24 protein-coding genes are annotated in these 18,151 nt (G+C 30.9%); 14 read left to right on the top strand and 10 right to left on the bottom strand.

All coding sequences use genetic code 11. The features are described 5' to 3' along the window. Positions 1-6 precede the first annotated feature (6 nt). On the bottom strand, positions 7-438 hold the full coding sequence (locus ACW8TM_RS04430) for a hypothetical protein (RefSeq protein WP_491532071.1): 432 nt from the start codon (positions 436-438) through the stop codon (positions 7-9). Between the two features lie 96 nt (positions 439-534). On the opposite strand from ACW8TM_RS04430, the gene ACW8TM_RS04425 reads away from it, so the two are divergent. After that, positions 535-1,572 (top strand): hypothetical protein, encoded by a 1,038-nt coding sequence (locus ACW8TM_RS04425; protein ID WP_491532070.1) that lies wholly within the window; start codon positions 535-537, stop codon positions 1,570-1,572. A gap of 47 nt (positions 1,573-1,619) precedes the next feature. Here ACW8TM_RS04425 and ACW8TM_RS04420 read toward each other — a convergent pair whose 3' ends face one another. Further along, complete coding sequence (locus tag ACW8TM_RS04420) at positions 1,620-2,057, bottom strand: hypothetical protein (protein ID WP_491532069.1); 438 nt, start codon at positions 2,055-2,057, stop codon at positions 1,620-1,622. Positions 2,058-2,267: 210 nt separating this feature from the next. Between ACW8TM_RS04420 and ACW8TM_RS04415 the strand changes: the two genes are divergently transcribed. Further along, complete coding sequence (locus ACW8TM_RS04415; RefSeq protein WP_491532068.1) at positions 2,268-3,155, top strand: hypothetical protein; 888 nt, start codon at positions 2,268-2,270, stop codon at positions 3,153-3,155. A gap of 38 nt (positions 3,156-3,193) precedes the next feature. On the opposite strand, the gene ACW8TM_RS04410 is transcribed toward ACW8TM_RS04415, so the two are convergent. Continuing rightward, positions 3,194-3,484, bottom strand: a complete 291-nt coding sequence (locus tag ACW8TM_RS04410; RefSeq protein WP_491532067.1) for a hypothetical protein — start codon at positions 3,482-3,484, stop codon at positions 3,194-3,196. Between the two features lie 164 nt (positions 3,485-3,648). After that, the gene (locus ACW8TM_RS04405) at positions 3,649-4,176 is read right to left on the bottom strand and encodes a hypothetical protein (RefSeq protein ID WP_491532066.1); all 528 of its coding nucleotides are present in this window, start codon (positions 4,174-4,176) and stop codon (positions 3,649-3,651) included. A gap of 281 nt (positions 4,177-4,457) precedes the next feature. Between ACW8TM_RS04405 and ACW8TM_RS04400 the strand changes: the two genes are divergently transcribed. After that, positions 4,458-4,826, top strand: coding sequence for a hypothetical protein (locus ACW8TM_RS04400; protein ID WP_491532065.1), 369 nt, complete (start codon positions 4,458-4,460; stop codon positions 4,824-4,826). A gap of 7 nt (positions 4,827-4,833) precedes the next feature. Here the strand turns inward: ACW8TM_RS04400 and ACW8TM_RS04395 are convergent, their stop codons facing one another. Further along, positions 4,834-5,898 (bottom strand): hypothetical protein, encoded by a 1,065-nt coding sequence (locus ACW8TM_RS04395; RefSeq protein WP_491532064.1) that lies wholly within the window; start codon positions 5,896-5,898, stop codon positions 4,834-4,836. A gap of 50 nt (positions 5,899-5,948) precedes the next feature. Between ACW8TM_RS04395 and ACW8TM_RS04390 the strand changes: the two genes are divergently transcribed. Then, positions 5,949-6,347 carry a hypothetical protein gene (locus tag ACW8TM_RS04390; protein WP_491532063.1) on the top strand — a complete coding sequence of 133 codons (399 nt, stop codon included), beginning with the start codon at positions 5,949-5,951 and terminating at the stop codon, positions 6,345-6,347. Positions 6,348-6,376: 29 nt separating this feature from the next. Here ACW8TM_RS04390 and ACW8TM_RS04385 read toward each other — a convergent pair whose 3' ends face one another. Then, complete coding sequence (locus ACW8TM_RS04385) at positions 6,377-7,393, bottom strand: hypothetical protein (RefSeq protein WP_491532062.1); 1,017 nt, start codon at positions 7,391-7,393, stop codon at positions 6,377-6,379. Between the two features lie 185 nt (positions 7,394-7,578). Between ACW8TM_RS04385 and ACW8TM_RS04380 the strand changes: the two genes are divergently transcribed. Continuing rightward, positions 7,579-7,995, top strand: a complete 417-nt coding sequence (locus tag ACW8TM_RS04380) for a hypothetical protein (protein ID WP_491532061.1) — start codon at positions 7,579-7,581, stop codon at positions 7,993-7,995. Between the two features lie 102 nt (positions 7,996-8,097). Here ACW8TM_RS04380 and ACW8TM_RS04375 read toward each other — a convergent pair whose 3' ends face one another. Next, positions 8,098-9,153 carry a hypothetical protein gene (locus ACW8TM_RS04375; RefSeq protein WP_491532060.1) on the bottom strand — a complete coding sequence of 352 codons (1,056 nt, stop codon included), beginning with the start codon at positions 9,151-9,153 and terminating at the stop codon, positions 8,098-8,100. Between the two features lie 67 nt (positions 9,154-9,220). Here ACW8TM_RS04375 and ACW8TM_RS04370 point away from each other — a divergent pair, with 67 nt between their 5' ends. Further along, a complete protein-coding gene (locus tag ACW8TM_RS04370) occupies positions 9,221-9,622 on the top strand; it encodes a hypothetical protein (protein WP_491532059.1) in 402 nt (133 codons plus the stop codon). A 148-nt stretch (positions 9,623-9,770) separates the two neighbouring features. Here ACW8TM_RS04370 and ACW8TM_RS04365 read toward each other — a convergent pair whose 3' ends face one another. Then, positions 9,771-10,715 carry a hypothetical protein gene (locus tag ACW8TM_RS04365; RefSeq protein WP_491532058.1) on the bottom strand — a complete coding sequence of 315 codons (945 nt, stop codon included), beginning with the start codon at positions 10,713-10,715 and terminating at the stop codon, positions 9,771-9,773. A 176-nt stretch (positions 10,716-10,891) separates the two neighbouring features. Here ACW8TM_RS04365 and ACW8TM_RS04360 point away from each other — a divergent pair, with 176 nt between their 5' ends. Beyond that, entirely contained in the window at positions 10,892-11,290 is a 399-nt protein-coding gene (locus ACW8TM_RS04360; protein ID WP_491532057.1) for a hypothetical protein, read from the top strand. Between the two features lie 113 nt (positions 11,291-11,403). Here the strand turns inward: ACW8TM_RS04360 and ACW8TM_RS04355 are convergent, their stop codons facing one another. Beyond that, positions 11,404-12,267: a hypothetical protein gene (locus tag ACW8TM_RS04355; RefSeq protein WP_491532056.1), complete on the bottom strand. Its 864-nt coding sequence runs from the start codon at positions 12,265-12,267 to the stop codon at positions 11,404-11,406. 253 nt (positions 12,268-12,520) lie between these two features. Here ACW8TM_RS04355 and ACW8TM_RS04350 point away from each other — a divergent pair, with 253 nt between their 5' ends. From ACW8TM_RS04350 to ACW8TM_RS04325, 6 genes are all read left to right on the top strand, one after another. Further along, positions 12,521-12,904: a hypothetical protein gene (locus ACW8TM_RS04350; protein ID WP_491532055.1), complete on the top strand. Its 384-nt coding sequence runs from the start codon at positions 12,521-12,523 to the stop codon at positions 12,902-12,904. A 62-nt stretch (positions 12,905-12,966) separates the two neighbouring features. Continuing rightward, complete coding sequence (locus tag ACW8TM_RS04345; protein ID WP_491532054.1) at positions 12,967-14,031, top strand: hypothetical protein; 1,065 nt, start codon at positions 12,967-12,969, stop codon at positions 14,029-14,031. A gap of 80 nt (positions 14,032-14,111) precedes the next feature. Next, positions 14,112-14,471: a HEPN domain-containing protein gene (locus ACW8TM_RS04340; RefSeq protein ID WP_491532053.1), complete on the top strand. Its 360-nt coding sequence runs from the start codon at positions 14,112-14,114 to the stop codon at positions 14,469-14,471. A gap of 37 nt (positions 14,472-14,508) precedes the next feature. Further along, the gene (locus ACW8TM_RS04335; RefSeq protein ID WP_491532052.1) at positions 14,509-14,943 is read left to right on the top strand and encodes a nucleotidyltransferase domain-containing protein; all 435 of its coding nucleotides are present in this window, start codon (positions 14,509-14,511) and stop codon (positions 14,941-14,943) included. 147 nt (positions 14,944-15,090) lie between these two features. Further along, a complete protein-coding gene (locus ACW8TM_RS04330; RefSeq protein ID WP_491532051.1) occupies positions 15,091-15,321 on the top strand; it encodes a hypothetical protein in 231 nt (76 codons plus the stop codon). Next, on the top strand, positions 15,278-15,757 hold the full coding sequence (locus ACW8TM_RS04325; RefSeq protein ID WP_491532050.1) for a type II toxin-antitoxin system VapC family toxin: 480 nt from the start codon (positions 15,278-15,280) through the stop codon (positions 15,755-15,757). Before ACW8TM_RS04330 ends, ACW8TM_RS04325 begins: the two co-directional genes overlap by 44 nt. A gap of 1 nt (position 15,758) precedes the next feature. Here the strand turns inward: ACW8TM_RS04325 and ACW8TM_RS04320 are convergent, their stop codons facing one another. Next, on the bottom strand, positions 15,759-17,171 hold the full coding sequence (locus ACW8TM_RS04320; RefSeq protein ID WP_491532049.1) for an ATP-binding protein: 1,413 nt from the start codon (positions 17,169-17,171) through the stop codon (positions 15,759-15,761). Between the two features lie 205 nt (positions 17,172-17,376). Between ACW8TM_RS04320 and ACW8TM_RS04315 the strand changes: the two genes are divergently transcribed. Beyond that, on the top strand, positions 17,377-18,150 hold the full coding sequence (locus ACW8TM_RS04315) for a GNAT family N-acetyltransferase (protein ID WP_491532048.1): 774 nt from the start codon (positions 17,377-17,379) through the stop codon (positions 18,148-18,150). Position 18,151: the final 1 nt, after the last annotated feature.

Here is an 18,151-nt window from a genome sequence, read left to right as displayed (position 1 = left end):
GTTTATTTAATCAGTGTATTCGCAGTATCCTACATAGTCTATCTCAGGAGGATTAGGATCTTTACCAAGCTCATCACCAAAATACTCATAATAGACAAAGACGATTTCAGTTGCGGGATAGTCGAAGTACCTATAATCTACATATCCGCCTCCTTCACCAGCAGCCCAATCTTCATAATAAATACAGTCACTGCCAATACTGCCAATCATAACCTTCACTCTGAGCACAGTATATGGGCCACTCCATGAAAAGTCCATTATTAAAAAGGAGGTAACAAGACTTGAAAATTCATGTGAGTATGTGGCTCCTTCATATGGTAACCAGCCGCAGAGCCACATCCAACCTAAAGGTTGCATATCTTCTGATGAGGATAATGCTTGAACTGTTAAAAGGGATAACATATAGATTGCTAATACCAACAATCGTTCTTTTTTCAACAATTTTCACCATTCACTTTTATTAATGAGGAAAAACTTAAATTTTACTATAAATAGAAATATATGTGGTATGTGGAGAAATGGTAATTTTTTTCTTTGATTATGTCAATCTATGTATGTGTCATAATACTTTATTCTCTGTTTCCAGGAATTACTTTTGCTCAGCATTCTGAATTTGATGCTATTACAGTTCTTGTTTGGGTTAATGGTGATGTCCAAATTGGAATTCATTGTTATTTTGTTGAATTACCTTTTAATCTTCCATCCTTTCCAGCGACTATGGGGTCCAACTACTTATGGTTACAGTACTATGTTGATGATGAAAAGTTAGATTGTTTTTTAAGGTTGCATTTAGACTCTAAAAGTGAGGCTGAGGCTGATGTTTATGCCGATAAAGTTAATGAAATTCTGGAGAATTGGCTTGGAATTAAATTTGAGTTTTCAGCTAGAATCCCAAGATCATTTTCCACTCCGAGAGGTCTCCTTAGATGGATTGACTATAATTTTACAGCTAGTGGCTTTAATCCAGATGTTATTCTTGATAAGTTTTTAGCTTTAAAACCAGACGAAGGGTGGATGACTCTTATAAATAAGAAAATATCATCCCCTGGAGACAAGGTTTGGTTATGGGCTTATCCTGGAATACGCTATGGCAAACTAACCTTCAGCAAAAAATTTAGAAATGTATTCAATTTTAAGGCTGGCAACATATACACCCTAGACATTTTCAAACTATTCAACTTCACCAGCTCAATTGAAATAAAAAGGAAAAGTGAAGTAGAAATAACTCTCTTATATTATGGGTATGGTTCAAATAAGATATACTCTAGCCTTCAAGCGGAATTAGTCGATGTTGATTTGCCTTTTGAATATGTTGTGGGTAGAGGTGTTTATGGAGATCAACCCTTACCTCCATATATAACAATTAGCACCCTAGGCAAGCTTGCTGGAAATGTAGTTGTGGATCATATGCGTATAACCTTTAAAATTGTTGAATACGGCTTTAAGCTACCCAGCTCAAGTTTATACATAGTTATCGGATGGCTAATAATCATAATAGTCGTAACATGCATAATTTCATTGATACTAGAAAAAAGAAAGAAAAATAACACTGTTTTTTCCGAGTCAATATAACACAGAGCAACTTAAGACATTTTATAAAAATGATAAAAATTAAAGGATTATACAGGTCCTTCGCCGCCATAATATATTTCCCCGCAATAATACACATCAGGAGGAGAGCCTTCACCCGTCCAAGCATAATATGTTATTCTAACTAAATCCATAGTACCTCCAGTTAACTCCACTTGCCATACTAGTGATCCAGGATGAATAAGTCCATAGTCAACTGGTTCATCAGTATTTGGCAATAGAAAGCCTTCCACTAAGATATATAATCCTTCCTTAGGATCAGGGTACAATAGAAGAAAATCTACTACAATATATGATGAAGGCCACAATCCATCTAACATGCCATACTCATCCTTATCACCAATATAATATAGCCAACCCTCAATATCGACATATCCTGTCGGCCTTATCTCACTTTTTGCAAATGATAATGGCACAGCTATTGAAACGCAGAACAAGAGTATTATAGGTAATATTTTCCTTATCATAAAATCACCAATAATATTGAATTAAGAAAGAAATATATATATATGTATCGATAATTACATATTGAAATGAGAAAAATTGGAGTATATTTATTTACAACAGTCTTAATTCTATTAGTTATTTTTACATTTATTATTATTTATTGTAAATTGCCTTTCTATGAACTACTTACTATAAAGGTATATAGTGATGGAACTGTCTCCATTGGAGCTATGAGTAGGACAGAGAAATCAATATTAGATTTAATTGGAGTTAATGATAAGGATAAAAGGTATCTAAGAACTTTTTGGCTTATATTCTGGCGTGGCACTCCACATATACAAGTAGCATACGACACATATGATATTGACGCAAACGAAGCTAAGGTTTTGGCTGAAGAGCTAGTTAAGAGAATTCTTTTAGAGTTAAATGGAGAAAGCTATGCTTTGTTCCGAAGCGAAAAAATTGATACCATAAGCCCAATAACTGGGAAAAGAGTGAGCTTCGTAAACTTTGAGTACAATCTTACTGGAATTAGCTTTGAAAAAATTGTACAATGGTTTTTTGAGTTGAGGCCTGAAGATGGTTTCATATCAATCTTTAATAGAAAAACATTTTATCCTAATGAATCAGCCATAATAATAAGGTGTATCTTATATGAAAATCAAAATTGGGTTAGTGTACGTATTTTTCTTCCAAATTATTTTGATTTTAGGGTTGGAGAGTCTTATACTCTTGATTTGATGAAGTTGCTTGGAAGGAATGTTGAGTTGAGGGCGAGCAAGAAGTCTTGGTATTCTATAATTGAAGTAGTAATTGAGCGTCCAACATATACTGACATAATTTTTGAAGATATCTACTTCCCATTACAGTATAGAATTGGAAGAGGATTCCAGCAGGGCATCTTGAAGGAGTATACTATTACAAATGATATTCTTGGTGGAGATACTAACATTCCAGGAAAACTCATTGATAATATCAAAATTAAATTTAAACTTGTTGAAGCTGGATTTAAACAACCTATAAATCTAATAAATATAACTGGCATAGTGATGGCTTCTTTAGCTTTTGCTATTGCTGGAATTATAATATATAAGCTCAAATTGAAGAGATCAAAATAACCTTGTATAATTTAATTTAAGTTGTTTAATTTCTTTGTCTAGGAATAGCTTCTCCCTGTATTTATTATTAATTTTTCTTCATAGAAAAAATTATTAAAATATAGGTGGAGCTTTGAGTGAAAGTTAAGCTTATCTTTCTCACTTTTAGAAGTTTGTTTTCTTCTATGAAGTTGGCGGCGATATAATATTAGACCGATAATCATTATTGATGTAGCTATGAATATTATTCCAATGATTTGAATGGCGGTGAAAGATGTTTGGAAGCCTTTTTCTACAACTTTAAACTTTATTAGGAGTTCTTTAATGTTTTCGCCTGGTTTAAAATTCATGATATATCCATTTGTTATTTCTATTGTTGGATGTTCGGCCATTAGAGAGCTTTTGCTTATATGTATTTGTGTGGGTAGCTTGGATTCAGTTATTATGAAGTCTAAAATAGGGAGGAGCCAAATTATAATGTCAATTATTGAAAGAAAAGATTGACTGTTAATTATTAGTGGTCCAGTAAAGTTGAATAAATTAAAGATGTCAAGTGTATATGTTTCACCAGCTTTATAATTAAAGTAGGGGAAACATCTATAGTATCTGCTCGATAAAATAAATTGCCAGCATCATCTCTTGATATTTCAAACCTCAGTTCAGAAAATGTTCTTATATTACCCTTATTTATGAGCATTAGGAAACCATTTTTAGGCTTAGATTCTAAAAACAAACTCATTGCTCTCTCTACATCGATATCGCTTATCTCATATTCATAATTCATGAAAGTATACCTCTTTCCAGTTGGAGAGTAAAAAGACTGCTGATTTTTAGATTTTAAGGTATATTGGCCATTCAACGTTGAAGCCCACTTTTCACAGAAAATATTTGCGTAAAAATCCGCCTTTTCAGAGCTTATTTTCTCTAAATTATAGCTTAACATAAAAATTGCATTAGACTTTTTAATTCTTATAAGAGATGCTTCAAGTCCCTTGCTGAAGTCAGATATATCGAAAAATGGATTTTGAACTTGAGAATCCACCCATACACTTATGCTTCCATTAACCCAGACTTGAACTTGCAACATTTCATAATAGAAAACACGTTTATTTACAAAAAATTCATTATTTAAGGAAGCATCGACAATGCTAATGGTAAAATTAATACTAAAATTAAAAGAGTAAAGAAGGCTATATCTCATTTTTTCATAAATATTCCACCTATACATATGATTTCTATACTTACATTTAAAGAAAGATATATATCTTTTTATTATTAATTTGGTGAAAATAATGAAAATAAATATAATTATGTTTTCTGTTAATGACAGCTGAAGCCATCACACTAGGTAAAGAGCAAATAGAACCATTAGCTACAACAATTGATCTTAACGGTCTTCTATTTCATGGAGAAAGCTCCTATAAAAACTATGGTCAACATAGTTTACAGCCTTATGATCCTAGCTACTTTATTATAGAACTACAATATGCTCCTGACCAAGTAAACCTTTGGATAAGATATGTTAGCTTCTATGACGGAACACTAAAGCCAATTGATCTTTATACGAATGGATGGGGGAGCGGTGAGTATTATATATTTCCTGATGCAGCAACATATGTAGACATTACATACTATGAAAGTCAACCAGACTACGGCGATGTACAATATTGGGGTGAGTGCTGGATCCCATAGGATTAGCTCAATACATCTTTTTCTTAAATTTACTGTATAATTTGAAGTGATAAAATATAATAGTTAAAAATATTAAAATGGAGAATAAAATTAAGTATCCAATCAACTGCATGGAAAAGGGCAGCTTAAAACCTGATTCAACAACCTTAAACTCAACAATCATTCTATCAACAGTTAAACCATATTTTAATGGAAAACCAATATCTGTTCGTATTATATATGTTTTATGGTCATTCCATCTACCACTAGAAATAACGTAATTTATGGGTAAATCAATCTTTATAAAAATGAAATCAAGATCATATGGTTTTATGAATTCAATGAAAAATAATGTATCAATCTTACTATGTGTTCGAAGAGATCCACTATGATTAAGTAATTCAAAAATATTTAGAACATAGTTTTTGCCAGCTTTAAATTCAAAAACGCTAGACATAACAAACACAGTATGAATGCTAGTTTTAACTTCATCAGTCATATCACTATAAAAAGTCGTCAATTCAATAGGTGCGGTTATTAATAAATCTTCATGAACTAGTTGTAAAAAACCCTCCTTTGGCTTTATTTTCATGATTTCATTTACAAGTCTATCATAATTCATTGATTCAATTACAAAATAAAAAATTGATCTTTTTCTGGTCTCTCCTGTTATTGGAACCGTAAACTCATATTTTTCTTCTCTAACAAAATTAAGTTTCATATTTAGTCTTTCACCAACTCTAGTAGCTATTTCATATGCATTAACTCTTGCTTCTTCGATTGATATTTTATTTAAGTCATATCCAACGAAAAGAATCCCGCTAGTTGGCTTACATTTTAAATTAAAACCTATTAACCCCTTCTTTACATCATGAATAGTTATAAAACTTCCGTCTATGTAGGAAGTTAATCCAATCTGAACGCTACCATTAGGAAATACGCGAATAATAAGTTGATCGAGAAGATCGACTTCAAGTTCTTTAACATTAAAATTTTTGGAAACTATAAAATTAAATGCAATTGTTTTTGAAAAAAGAATTAGAAGGATAAACACATCGAATATCAGGAATGATTGAAATTGATGCCTCTTCATTTTTCAACGAAATATTTATATTGTTTTTATATATACATATCGGTGGTTCTATGAAAAAGGAAGTGATATTTCTTTTAGTTTTTGTGTCAATGATGGGGTTACTACCTTTGTGTCAGGGTAAGAGTAATGTTGAACCCTTGGGTGAGTGGGGCTTTGAAGGGCTTCTTGAATGGAATGAATATTCTCCATACCACAAGTCTGGTCCAGCTTTAGAATTGGAAGTTTGGATTCAATACTGGCCAACAAGTGCATCCATATACATGTACTTCTATAATTATGATAAAACTCAGATTTTAAAAACACTTTATTATACTGATGGACATGGTTATGGATACTATGACTTCTATCCAAATGTCGTGTATTGGTTGCAGATATGGTATCATAAGTATCAGCCTGATTATGGCACGCTGGATTACACAGGATATACAAGGTCTATAGGTCCACCATAGACTGAACACTAACCCCTAATTTATTTTTATCATCTAACTACAAACCTAATAATCATAAAATTAATACAAAAATGAAAATGCAAGTTAATCACTTTACAAAAGTCTTCTACATAGCTAAACATTTTTATTTTACTAAATAATCCAAAGTGATAAAACATAAAGATTAGGAGGGTAAGGATGAATATTAAAATTATGTATCCAAGTAATTGCGTAGAAAGGAGAGATAGTTTGAAACCTGATTCAACAACCTTGAACCTAACTGTCATGTAGTTAATAGGGGTTTTGCGTGGAGAATAGTTTGGTTCGTTAGTGATCATATACTCTTTATCACCTTCGATATGATGTATCCGATAATTTATTGGTATTTTGATTTCTGTGAATCTATAATCCATTCCATATGTATATTCAAAGTGAAGCCAGAACACTGTGTCTAGTGAGCTGTGTGGTATTATTCCACTTGTGCAGTTAAATAGTTTGAATACGTCGAGAATGTATGTTTCGCCAGGCTTGAATTTAAAATATGATTTGAATTTTTTCGAGAATGATAGGTTAACTTTAACTTCGCCTGTTTGATATTCATAAAATGTGTTGATTTTTATAAGCGTACCCTTCGTGATAACTTCTTTGCTAATTAGCATAGAAAAACCTGTTTTAGGCTTAACATTTAAAAATAATTCAATAACTTTATCATAATTTAGTTCTTGTGATGTATCATAATAAAAGATAATGAAATCTACTCTCCTTCCAGACGTAGTAATATAGTTGACTCTATTTTCTTTAACTAATTTAAAGTCTGCTTCAAGGATGCTTTGTAATCTATTGACTATTTCAACGGACTTTAGCTTTGCCTCTTCAATGCTGATATCACTTAAGTCAAATCTTATGTTTAATGAAAGCCTCTCATCAATAGTGCATAAGATTGTTATTCCAAAAATTGCATTAATATTAGAAAAATCCATGAAGAGATTATTAGAAAATGTGTCAATTATTGCAGTTACACTACCATTTGGATGAACAAATAAAACTAATTGATCTATATACCACAATCCAATTCCATGTATATCTGAAGAAGATACTATTGAAAAATTATTACTTAGGGAGAAAGCTGAAAATATAGCTAGAAGTAGAAGAAATATTAAGAATCCTTCTTTTTTTCTAGAGTTTTTATTATTTTTATTCATTTAAGTAAAATTTATATTCTTTGAATATATATATTGTGGGTGAATCGTTTATGAAAAGAAAAGCATTAACTTCTATAATTGTAGTGTTAATGTTGTTAAGCTTAATAAAAATGGCAACTGCAACTAACAATAGCATTGTCCAACCATTATGGGGGCATACTGAATTGTATGGATGGCTAGAATATGGAGGATGGAGTCAATATTGGCTTTCAGGACCGACTACATATTTAACATTGTCATTAGAATGGTTTCCCTCACAGGCATCGCTTTATGTATACTTCTATGATAATAATAAGGTTGCACGTAGTAGAGACTTGCTTACTGGGGGCTTCGTAGAGAGAATGTATGACTTCTATGACCTATGCCTTCGATATAATATTCTAATTAACTACCTCAAATTCTGGTACCATGAATATCAAAACAACTATGGCGATGTAGACTATTGGGGTTATGTTGAATGGCTTTAGGAAAACGACCGTAACCGAAGAAAACTTCAAGATAATACAATTAATTTTTAAAATTTTACATTAATTGTTAAAATGAAAATCGAGTTCAGATAATGATGATCACTAAAAATGTTGTTTGGATAATAATTTAAGGCGATATACTATGAAGCCTACAATTCCTATAATTGTAACTATCAATATTATGTAGCCTAATGTTTGCAAGGATATTGGTGAAATGTAACCTGACTCAACAATTTTGAATTCAATAAAAAATCGTTTAACTATTAGTCCATATCCCTGCATGGGAGTGGACCATGGATCAACGAATATTGAATATGTTCTTTGTTTTTCACTTTTACTAGTATAATAGTCCATTGGCAAGTCTATTTTAAGAAAAATGAGGTCCATATTTTGTGGTGTTGTTAATTCAATATTTATGCCAGTCATCATTTTACTGTGTGTTTTTATTGGCTCACTTCGGTTAAAAATGTCAAAGATATCTAGAGTATAGGTGTTGTCTGGCTTGAACTTGTAGTAATTAGAGAAATAGAAAACTAAGATTAACTCTGTTTTTATTTCACCAGTGTGCGTGTCACGGCTTATGTATAATTCGATTTTGTCGACGTTTTGCAAGTCATCTTCATTTATTAGCGACATAAAGCCTTCATTTGGCTTAAGATTTTTAATTTTGCTTATTAAGTATCTTCGATTTATCTTTGTTATCTCGTAATGGAATAATGCTCGTTCGATAGATTGAGTCCCAGAAGGACTAACATATCTTTGTATTTCATCTCTTTGAAACTTATAATTGAATCCTAATGCTTCACTTAATCTGGAAACCATATTTTCAGAAGCTAATCTAGCCTGTTCCTTAGAGACGATTTTCAAGTTAAATCTTACTGTGAGAGAGCCTTTGATTGTAAATTTAATGGAAACTCCTTCCAATCCTTCAGGTACGTATTGAAAGTTTATGGGCGAAGTATCTATAAATGTTGAAAAAGCAATTTGGATATCCCCCGTATCATTGACAATAATACTAATTTGGTCAATTTTCTCTCGTCCAATAGATATGTTAACCCCTTCCTCAAATTCAAAACTCGCTTTTATAAGAAAAGAAAAATGACTACCTAAAAAAATGAAAATTGAAAGACAAAATACTATTATCTTATCTTTAGGCATGTTTTCTCGAGAAATAATTTTCCGATATATATATAAAAGTTTTTATTTCATGATTTTGGGATTAAAAATGAAAAATAAATGTATATTAACTGTCTTAATAAGTATGGCCATTATTAGTACAAGTATTATTGCCGTTGCTCAAGAATCACCTTCATGGACTTTCTCAGGTTGGTTAAATTGGAGTGAATGGTCTGAATATCATGATTGTGGACCTGCATCATATTTATATGTTGAAGTGTGGTGGTGGTCTAGCAGAGTTACAATTTACATCTATTTCTATGATTACTACAAGGGTTATGTAAATAGGTTATTGTTTACTGGTGGAGCCGACTCAGCGTTCATCGACTTTGGCGATAGAGTAGTACAATATTTAAGAGTATGGTATCATCCATATCAGTCTGATTATGGAGAAATATACTATGAAGGGTACGCTGAATTTAAGACAGAATGGTGGTTTAATAAACGTTAAAGCTTTATTAGTTCTTTAAGACTAAATTTAACATCATACTCACTGAGTAGCTTCTCTAATTTGCTAAATTCGAGTAGAAAAGTAAGATGTATTATAAACATTATAGAAAGATGAAACTAATGAATAAATCAATTTGTTTATTTGTTCACTATTTAGCAGTTATACGAGATATTTTAAATCGGTATAATATAAAGCCTATTACTGCAATTATTACGGCTAATAATATGTAGCCCATTAATCGTGATAACAACACTGTTAGCTTGAAACCTGATTCAACAACCTTAAACTCAACAATCATGTGAGTTATAGTTGTCTCATGTTGGGGAAGGTCGAGGAAATTGTCAATGATATATCCTTCATTGGATTGCTTACTTATAGTATATGGAATTGGTATTTCAATTCTTGTAATCTTATAAGATAATCCATGTGGATATCGTAGATTAATAAGAAAGACTGAATTTAGGGTTTTATGCGTACTTATGCTCCCAGTATAATTCAATAGCTTAAATATATTGAGGACATATGTTTTTCCAGGTTTAAATTTAAAAAATGATGGAAAAAGTTTAGAGAAGATTAATTGAACTTTTATCTCAGCTGTTTGGGTAAGATGGATTACTATGAACTTTAGCTTGTAGTTTCCTTTCATTACTTCTCTTCTTAGGAGAGATGCGAATCCTTCATCTGGCTTTAATTTTATGAATATGTCTGCTATTCTCCAAGTATCAATTTTTATAGTTATATATCGAAAAATAACACGATTTATCCGTTGATGAGTTTGTGGATAAGTGTAGTCGATTATTTCTTTGCTAGTAAAGTTTAAAGCTATGTTAAATATTTTGTTTAATCTGTTTGCTATTTTCCCAGCTTTTATTTTTGCTTCCTCTAAGCTTATTTTTGACAAATCAAAGCTAATCTCTACAGTTGATTTTTGGGGATTCTTGAAAATAATGAGAAGCGAGTGGAAACCTTCTCTAATGTCATGGATATCTATGAAAGTTTTTTCTGTATAAGTTGATATGCTTAACCTTAAGCTACCGTTAGGGTAAACGATGATAAACAGCTGATCCTCCGGCCTATATTGAAATGTGTTCAAAAGTCTACTTCTGGATGTAGAGATGATTGGAGAATAACCTTCAACTGTGAATAAGATATTAAGAGTAGATAATAGAAATATTAAAAATAGTATTAGAGCACTTATGTTCAACTTTTTTCTATTCATATCAGTAAAGTTTATAAAATTAGGATATATATATAACGGAGGAAGATTTTATGAAGAAGAAACCACTAACATTATTCTTAATATTGATTCCCGCAATATCAATTCAAGTTTTAGTTATGGCTCAAAAAGAGAAAGATGTTCAGCCATTAGGTGAAACAATTATATGTGGAGAACTTAATTGGGGAGATTGGAGCCAGCTATGGGATATAGGGCCATCTACACTGTTTGCAGTTGAAATAGATTGGCATCCATCTCAAGTTCAATTATACTTATATATTTATGATGATGAGGGAGTTGTGGTTAAAGACTTACTTACTAATGGATATATAGAGAGAATGTATGACACATATCCTAGGGTGTGTAGTTATCTCGTACTTCGTTATCATAAGTTTCAACCTGATTATGGCACGGTTTATTATTATGGTTTAGTTTCGTGGTGTGGTGAATAGTTTAAAATCCTCATAAAAGTAAAATAAATTTAAAAACTTAATATACTTATCTTATTATTTATTTTCTTAATTTTAATTGACATAAAAATAAAAATAAATTAACATCATCAGCACTATATATTTGATATACGCAAAAAAATGCTTCTAATTATTCTATCAAACAACTCGAGATGATGAAATATGAATGTCAAAGCTATTAAAAGCAATATCAGAATCACATACCCAAGCAGGTGCATTGAAAATGGAGACAATTTGAAACCATACTCAACAACTTTAAATTTGACAATTATATGATCAATGCTCGTCTTTAAAGGTACATATTGGGGGATATCTTCGTTTGTTATTTGAATTCTACCAATTATTTCAGATGGATAGTTTATCTTTACATTTAAGACTCGATATTCCAGGGGGATATCTATTTTAGTGATTATATAATCGAAAGTCTTTCCTTTATTTAAATAAATTGAAAATATTGTTGGTATGTCATCTCTAGTAATTATTGAATGGTTATAATTTAGAAGTTGAAAAAGATTTAAAATATAAGTCTTTCCAGATGAAAAATTGAAAGTATTGTTTAAAAGCATCTTTACGAAAATCTTAGTTTTCGTTATACCCACACTTTCATCATGGTATATTATAAAGCCAAGTTCTTTACTTTGTATTAACAAATTTCTTGTAACTAGCTGCATAAATCCTTTTTTTGGTTTTAAATGTGTGATTATTTTGAAGATCTTTTCATAATCTGGGTTGAGGAGTTCATATATGAAATCAATATAGTTTAAGTTATAAAATGAGTTTATTCTTTCATTGATCAACTTTAATTTAGAATAAGCATTCAATTTCTCTACAATTTTATAAGAGTAAAATCTTGCCTCTTCATAAGAAATTACTTTCAAATTATAACCGAAACGAAGTATTTTCCTCTTGAAATCAATATTTAATCCCATAAATCCTCTTTTTATATCAGAAAAGTTCATAATACTATCTGAGATAAATGTTGAGATATAAATGCTTAGACTACCATTAGGATATATTTGAACTATAAGTACATCTTTTGATTCAGGGAAGAATCTATTTACATAATATTTTGAGGTTTTTCATATTTAATATATGTATTGGGAATTGTAAAGATTAAAACAAGTATAACTTGTAGATAAAATTTTTTGGTCATTCGAAATCCCCAGAGGTGAATTTAAATTATTCTTTTTATATATGTTTATCGGTGAAAAGATGAAAAAAGTAACTATGTTGTTTATAATCATTGCATTAAGCATGTTTAGTTTAATTGCTTTAGCTAAAGAAAATGTCAAGCCTGCATTTGAGGAATACTTTGAAGGTACATTATATTATGGTGAAAGTGAAATGGAGATCTTAACGCCAGTCCCTCATGTACTAGTGGAAGCTATGTTTTGGTTTGAGATTACGCCTAATGATGGGGTGCTAGGTTTAAAGTTCTTAAACGCAAATGAGGAGGCATTAAAAACAATTTATTATACTGACGGTTATGGATATGGATTATACTACTTTTATCCTGATTATGCAGTTTATCTAGTGATATTTTATCCAACGTTTCAGGACGATTGGGGAATGATGGACTATATTGTTTACTGTTAATTTTGAAATATATTTCACTTAAGTTTTTTATGGTGTTTCATCTTTTAAGTTTCATGAAAGTTATGATGAATTATAAATTTAAGACTACAAATGCTATATTTTTAGCTCTATTATTTGTTATAGCTTATTGTAATGTTGGAATTGCAGATAATTTTAATGGGGAATTAAAGGAGAGATTGTCCATATCAGTTAAGGAAGATGGAACGGTAATAATAATCCTTGATGTTTCACTTAAGGAACCATTTATCGATTTGTTGAAGATTAAGAAGATAGAGAAAATTCCAAGCATGGTTGAGATTTCATATCGAGGTGGCTACATAAATATTATGGTTAGATATGAAGATGTTAGAGTTGATGATGTAAAGTTATTTGCTGATGAGATTGCTCATGAAATTTCATATAAACTTGATGTAAAGGAACTTCTTTTTTGGAAGACTGATTTTAGTGATTGGATTGATAAAATTACTGGGAAGTGGAAAAGCTTTGTTATATTTTACTATAATCTAACTTATAGTAGAATGCTATATGAGAAATTAGTTAATAGGATTATGGATGTAAAGTTTGATGATGGATTTTCACTTGTTATAAATGAGAGGTTTATGAGAAAAGTTTCAGCATTTAACATACAATTATATCCGGGTCAGAAATTATTTGTACAGAAAGTTATTCCGCAATATTTTAAATTTAAGGTTGGAGAGATATATGTGCTTAATGTACTTAAACTATTAAATGTGACTGAAGGTTTAAAGACGCATAGTAAAGCTCAGCAGAGTATTATTGATATTAAGTTTTATAGTCCAAAGGAATGGAAATACGTATTTATTGACATTTACATACCCATACCATACACTGTTCAACGTCATTATATTTTAAATCTAGATATTGAAGGAATAGAATTTACTAATAATCCATGGGGCAGAGATGAAAACTTAAGTCATATACCTGGAGAAAGCATAGATGACATCAAATTTAAATTTAAAATTGTTCAAAAGGAATACGAAGTAAAATTTCAACTTAACTCTCTCAAGATTCTTGGAGTTTTAATAATATTTTTAACATCTATTTCATTCGGATTCATAATATATAAAATGAAGTTGAGGAGAAAAAGGATGATAATTAAAGGTTAAGCACCACAGGTTGTAAATTTTGACAAATAAAATTATCTTATTAATATATTTGTCTAGATATATTATTCTTGGGGAAACATTTGCCAAGTTTAAGGAATAATGAGTGGAGGGAGTGGTTAAAATATGCTGAAGAGAATAGAGAGGAAGCTCACGATAGATTTAATCATGGAAAATGGAGAGAAGCATGTTATCATGCTCAACAAGCTGTTGAAAAACTTTTAAAGGCTTTAACTTTAAAAGCTGGTGCTTTTATTCCAACTCACGATATTGTTAGTTTATTGGAATATATTGAAAATAAGTATGGAGTTAAAGTTTTAAATGTAGTTGTTGTAGAGGAGGAAATGCGTGAACTTACAATTCATTATTATGCTTCCCGATATCCGAATGCTAGTCGTCGGTTTAGAATAAGGTATAACAGGGAACAGCAGAGAAATGTATAGAAATTATGGAGAAGATTTGGAAGAGAGTTGAAGAATTATGTTAGAGCTTGGGTTGATTTGGAATGGAAGGAGGGCTGAAGATGTTTTAAGAGAATTTTTAGATGACTTGAAGAGTAGAGGTGTTAATTTAAGAACAGTTATTGTCATAGGTTCCAGGGCTAGAGGATCATGGAAAACTTCTAGTGACATAGACTTAGTAGTAATAGTTGGAAGTGAAGGGGACTTAAAAAATGTTATTTTAGGGAGAAATGTGGGAATTATTGATCCAAAATCATATACAATTAAAGAAGCTGTAGAAGCCTTGAAGAATTTCGATACAACCATTATAGAGGCATTGGAATATGGATTAGTAGTTTATGATAGTGGGTTTTGGAATTGTTTAACTAAAGAGTATGAGGAAAAATGGAGAGATAAAGTGAAAATTATATGTAACAAAAAGGGTGATATCGTTCAGATATATTTGGCTCAGTAGATCTAATGTAACGTATTAGCCCTGTATAATTGATGATCTTATTTTATATATGCATTGATTGTAATGAGTAATTAAAATTTGTTTAAATTATAAGTATAACAAAAAATTTAAATGTTATTGTATTACAATGATGTTTTAGTGGTATGGATGTCAATCATATCAGTTAGGATTAGAGAGGACGTTAAAAGGAAAATGCGTCAATTTAAACATGTTAATTGGGCTGAGTATATTCGAAAGGCCATTGAAGAAAAGATTAGAGAGGAAGAAATGAAAATGGCTTGTCAAATTATGGATAAATTAGCGGAGAAAACTTCTGGTATGTGGAGAGGAGTTGATGAAATTAGAAAGTGGAGAGAAAAACGTGGTAGAAGAAAATAAAATGAATATTGTTGTTGATGCATCAGTGATTGTAAAGTGGTTCGTTAATGAGGAGTATAGAGATAGAGCTTTAATGCTTAGAAAGATGCATGTTTATGGGAAATGTCTTCTTTTGGCTCCTAAATTAATTATTTATGAAGTTTGTAATGCTTTAAGATATAGTCCTGAATTTGAAGAGGAGGATGTTATAAAGGCTTCAGAAGCTTTATTTCAAATACATCTTGAACTAGTAGATCTAGCAATAGAGGATGCCTTTAAAATAATAATAAATTCCTTCAATTATAATATTACATTTTACGATGCATCATATTTGACATTAGCTGAGAAAGAAAAATGCCCATTTGTAACAGCAGATGAAAAACTGTATAGGAAAGTTAAATCAAACCCACTTGTTTATTTGCTATCTTCTGAGAAATTTTATGAAATTATTTCTTAAATTACTGTTGAATATATGTTTCTTGGAGATCTTTTAGATCGAAAAGTAGGTATCCTTCATTCTTTAAGCTTTGTTTGTCTTGGATGTTTTTGGCGATTATGCCATAATATATTTTGCCCTTAATGTTTAGTTTTTCAACTCTAATTTTTAATTTGCTCAGTATTCTTTTAGTATTATTCGATGTTAGATTTTTCCATTTAACTTCGATGGCTATATAAGTTTCTTTATTTTTATCATATCCTAGAATATTAATTTCTAATGCTTCTCCTCGTTTGGTTTTCCACCATTGTCGCCCTAATTTCACAAATTTGGAAGGAATTTGATTGGTTTTATAAATGAATTTTTTAGCCACTCTCTCGAATATATATCCCATATAATTGTTTAAGTCTCTTTTTATCTGAGTTAATATTACTTCTGGTTTTTCTTCTTCAATTAGATCTCTATTTGGATATATGTATCTAAACCAGAAATTGAAGTAATTGTCTTTTATGTAATAGAAACGCTTTTTGGTTTTAGGTTTTTCAAGTATCGGTGTCTCATAGCCGACTATATCTAATAGTTGTAGTGTTTCTAGGTATCTTGATACTGCTGCTTTGTCTAGACCGGTTAAATTTGAAATTTCAACCACCCGATTATATCCCTCCGCAAGTGCGTTTAGTATTAGCTTGTAATTTCTTGGTTCTCTCAACTCTTGTCTTAATAGATTTTCAGCTTCCTCATATAATTCACCACCTTTTCTAAGGAATAGATTTGAAATATTCTCATAGAAGCTCAATTTATTGTTTAATTTTGCTAGATAAGCTGGGGTGCCTCCAATAGCGCCATACACATATAATACATCTTCAAAGCTATAATTTGGTATAAACTTCCAAATACTTCTTATATCTAATTCAGTTACCTTCCATTGACCTGTTCTCCTACCATAAAGAGGACTTTTATAACCTAGAATTTCTGTCTCCATAATTCCAACACTTGATCCGCATAGTATTAGCATTATATCATCTCTCTTTGATAGATATTCATCCCATATCTTCTGGAAAATTGAAGTAATTCCCTTGTCAAGTTCAATTAAATAAGGGAATTCATCAAATACTATAACCACTTTCTCCCTTGAAGTTTTCCAATCTAGAAACTCTCTAAAAAGATCCTCCCAATCAATAAAAGCTATCCGTGAAAAACTCTCTCTACCCAGATATTCAGCCATTTTCCTAGCCATCTTCAATAAATTCAGCTTAACACTTGTCTTTTCACATAGGAAATATATGTATGGCTTATTCTTAGTGAAATTCAATAGCAATGAAGTCTTTCCAATTCTCCGCTTACCATAAATTATTATGAGTTGTGCCCCACTACTTGCATACTTATCTTCAAGAAAACTTAATTCAGCTTCTCTATCAACAAATTGTTGATTCATAATTATATTAATTAAGAAACAACATATAAATGTTCTCAGGTGAAACAAAATATCCTCTCCATAGTAATACACATTCGGAAAACTCATTTAATTAAGCATAATACCTCGCTTTATAAGTTCACAATTTCCTGTATGTCAATGAATGTTATAAAGAAACTTCATATATTTTATGGGTAACATAACTTTATATATGAACTTAATTAACATGAATAAGCTTAACATAGAATTGTGGAAGAAAATTGTAGACTTGTACTTAGGAGACCCATTAACTCACGTTTATCTGGCTTACGACTTAATATATGAATTAGAGAATACAAGGGTATATTTCAATCTTAGGAATGACAGTATTATTGGCTATATTTTGATTTGGAAGGGCTGGAGAGGCTATGGTATTCATGTTTGGGGTGATGCCTTCAACTTAATTGATAAAATCCCACTAAATGAAAATTCAGTCATACAAATTTATAATGACGATTTGTTAGAACCAATTATCAATTACTTGAATAAAAATGGAGAAGTTAAAGTTAATGATTATTTGAATATGGTGGTAGACGAAGACACTTTTAAACCCATGGAAAACAATTTTTCAGTAAGACTTGGAGTGGATGACGCTGAGAAGCTTCTTGAACTCCTAAATTGTGAAAATGGAGACTGGAAACTCAGTAATTTAAAGAGATTTCTAGTTAAGTGGAGATGGTATGGAGTATATGTTGATGGTAAGCTTGCTTCTGTTTCTAGTGCTTATGTTAGAATGCCAGAAGTATGGATGATTGGTGCAGTTTATACGCATCCAGATTTTAGGGGTAGAGGTTATGGTAAAATCGTCACATCAGCTATAACTAAAGATGCCATTAATAGTGGTGCTAAAGCTAGACTTCATGTTAGAAAGGATAACCAAGTAGCAATTAAAGTCTATGAGTATCTAGGCTATAGAATCACTAATGAACAAAAATGGGTCTTCTTTAAAACTCATCAATAAG

It is taken from the genome of Candidatus Culexmicrobium sp. (assembly GCF_058356305.1).
Note: the sequence above shows the minus strand (reverse complement) of the source record. Positions and strands in the feature narration are given on the sequence as shown.

Coding starts and splice junctions, on each gene's coding strand:
- ACW8TM_RS04420 (WP_491532069.1), bottom strand. CDS start 2,057: ATGATAAGGAAAATATTACCTATAATACTCTTGTTCTGCGTTTCAATA.
- ACW8TM_RS04415 (WP_491532068.1), top strand. CDS start 2,268: ATGAGTAGGACAGAGAAATCAATATTAGATTTAATTGGAGTTAATGAT.
- ACW8TM_RS04410 (WP_491532067.1), bottom strand. CDS start 3,484: ATGAATTTTAAACCAGGCGAAAACATTAAAGAACTCCTAATAAAGTTT.
- ACW8TM_RS04400 (WP_491532065.1), top strand. CDS start 4,458: ATGACAGCTGAAGCCATCACACTAGGTAAAGAGCAAATAGAACCATTA.
- ACW8TM_RS04395 (WP_491532064.1), bottom strand. CDS start 5,898: ATGAAGAGGCATCAATTTCAATCATTCCTGATATTCGATGTGTTTATC.
- ACW8TM_RS04390 (WP_491532063.1), top strand. CDS start 5,949: ATGAAAAAGGAAGTGATATTTCTTTTAGTTTTTGTGTCAATGATGGGG.
- ACW8TM_RS04380 (WP_491532061.1), top strand. CDS start 7,579: ATGAAAAGAAAAGCATTAACTTCTATAATTGTAGTGTTAATGTTGTTA.
- ACW8TM_RS04375 (WP_491532060.1), bottom strand. CDS start 9,153: ATGCCTAAAGATAAGATAATAGTATTTTGTCTTTCAATTTTCATTTTT.
- ACW8TM_RS04370 (WP_491532059.1), top strand. CDS start 9,221: ATGAAAAATAAATGTATATTAACTGTCTTAATAAGTATGGCCATTATT.
- ACW8TM_RS04360 (WP_491532057.1), top strand. CDS start 10,892: ATGAAGAAGAAACCACTAACATTATTCTTAATATTGATTCCCGCAATA.
- ACW8TM_RS04355 (WP_491532056.1), bottom strand. CDS start 12,267: ATGAACTTTTCTGATATAAAAAGAGGATTTATGGGATTAAATATTGAT.
- ACW8TM_RS04350 (WP_491532055.1), top strand. CDS start 12,521: ATGAAAAAAGTAACTATGTTGTTTATAATCATTGCATTAAGCATGTTT.
- ACW8TM_RS04345 (WP_491532054.1), top strand. CDS start 12,967: ATGATGAATTATAAATTTAAGACTACAAATGCTATATTTTTAGCTCTA.
- ACW8TM_RS04335 (WP_491532052.1), top strand. CDS start 14,509: ATGTTAGAGCTTGGGTTGATTTGGAATGGAAGGAGGGCTGAAGATGTT.
- ACW8TM_RS04330 (WP_491532051.1), top strand. CDS start 15,091: ATGTCAATCATATCAGTTAGGATTAGAGAGGACGTTAAAAGGAAAATG.
- ACW8TM_RS04325 (WP_491532050.1), top strand. CDS start 15,278: ATGAAATTAGAAAGTGGAGAGAAAAACGTGGTAGAAGAAAATAAAATG.
- ACW8TM_RS04320 (WP_491532049.1), bottom strand. CDS start 17,171: ATGAATCAACAATTTGTTGATAGAGAAGCTGAATTAAGTTTTCTTGAA.
- ACW8TM_RS04315 (WP_491532048.1), top strand. CDS start 17,377: ATGAATAAGCTTAACATAGAATTGTGGAAGAAAATTGTAGACTTGTAC.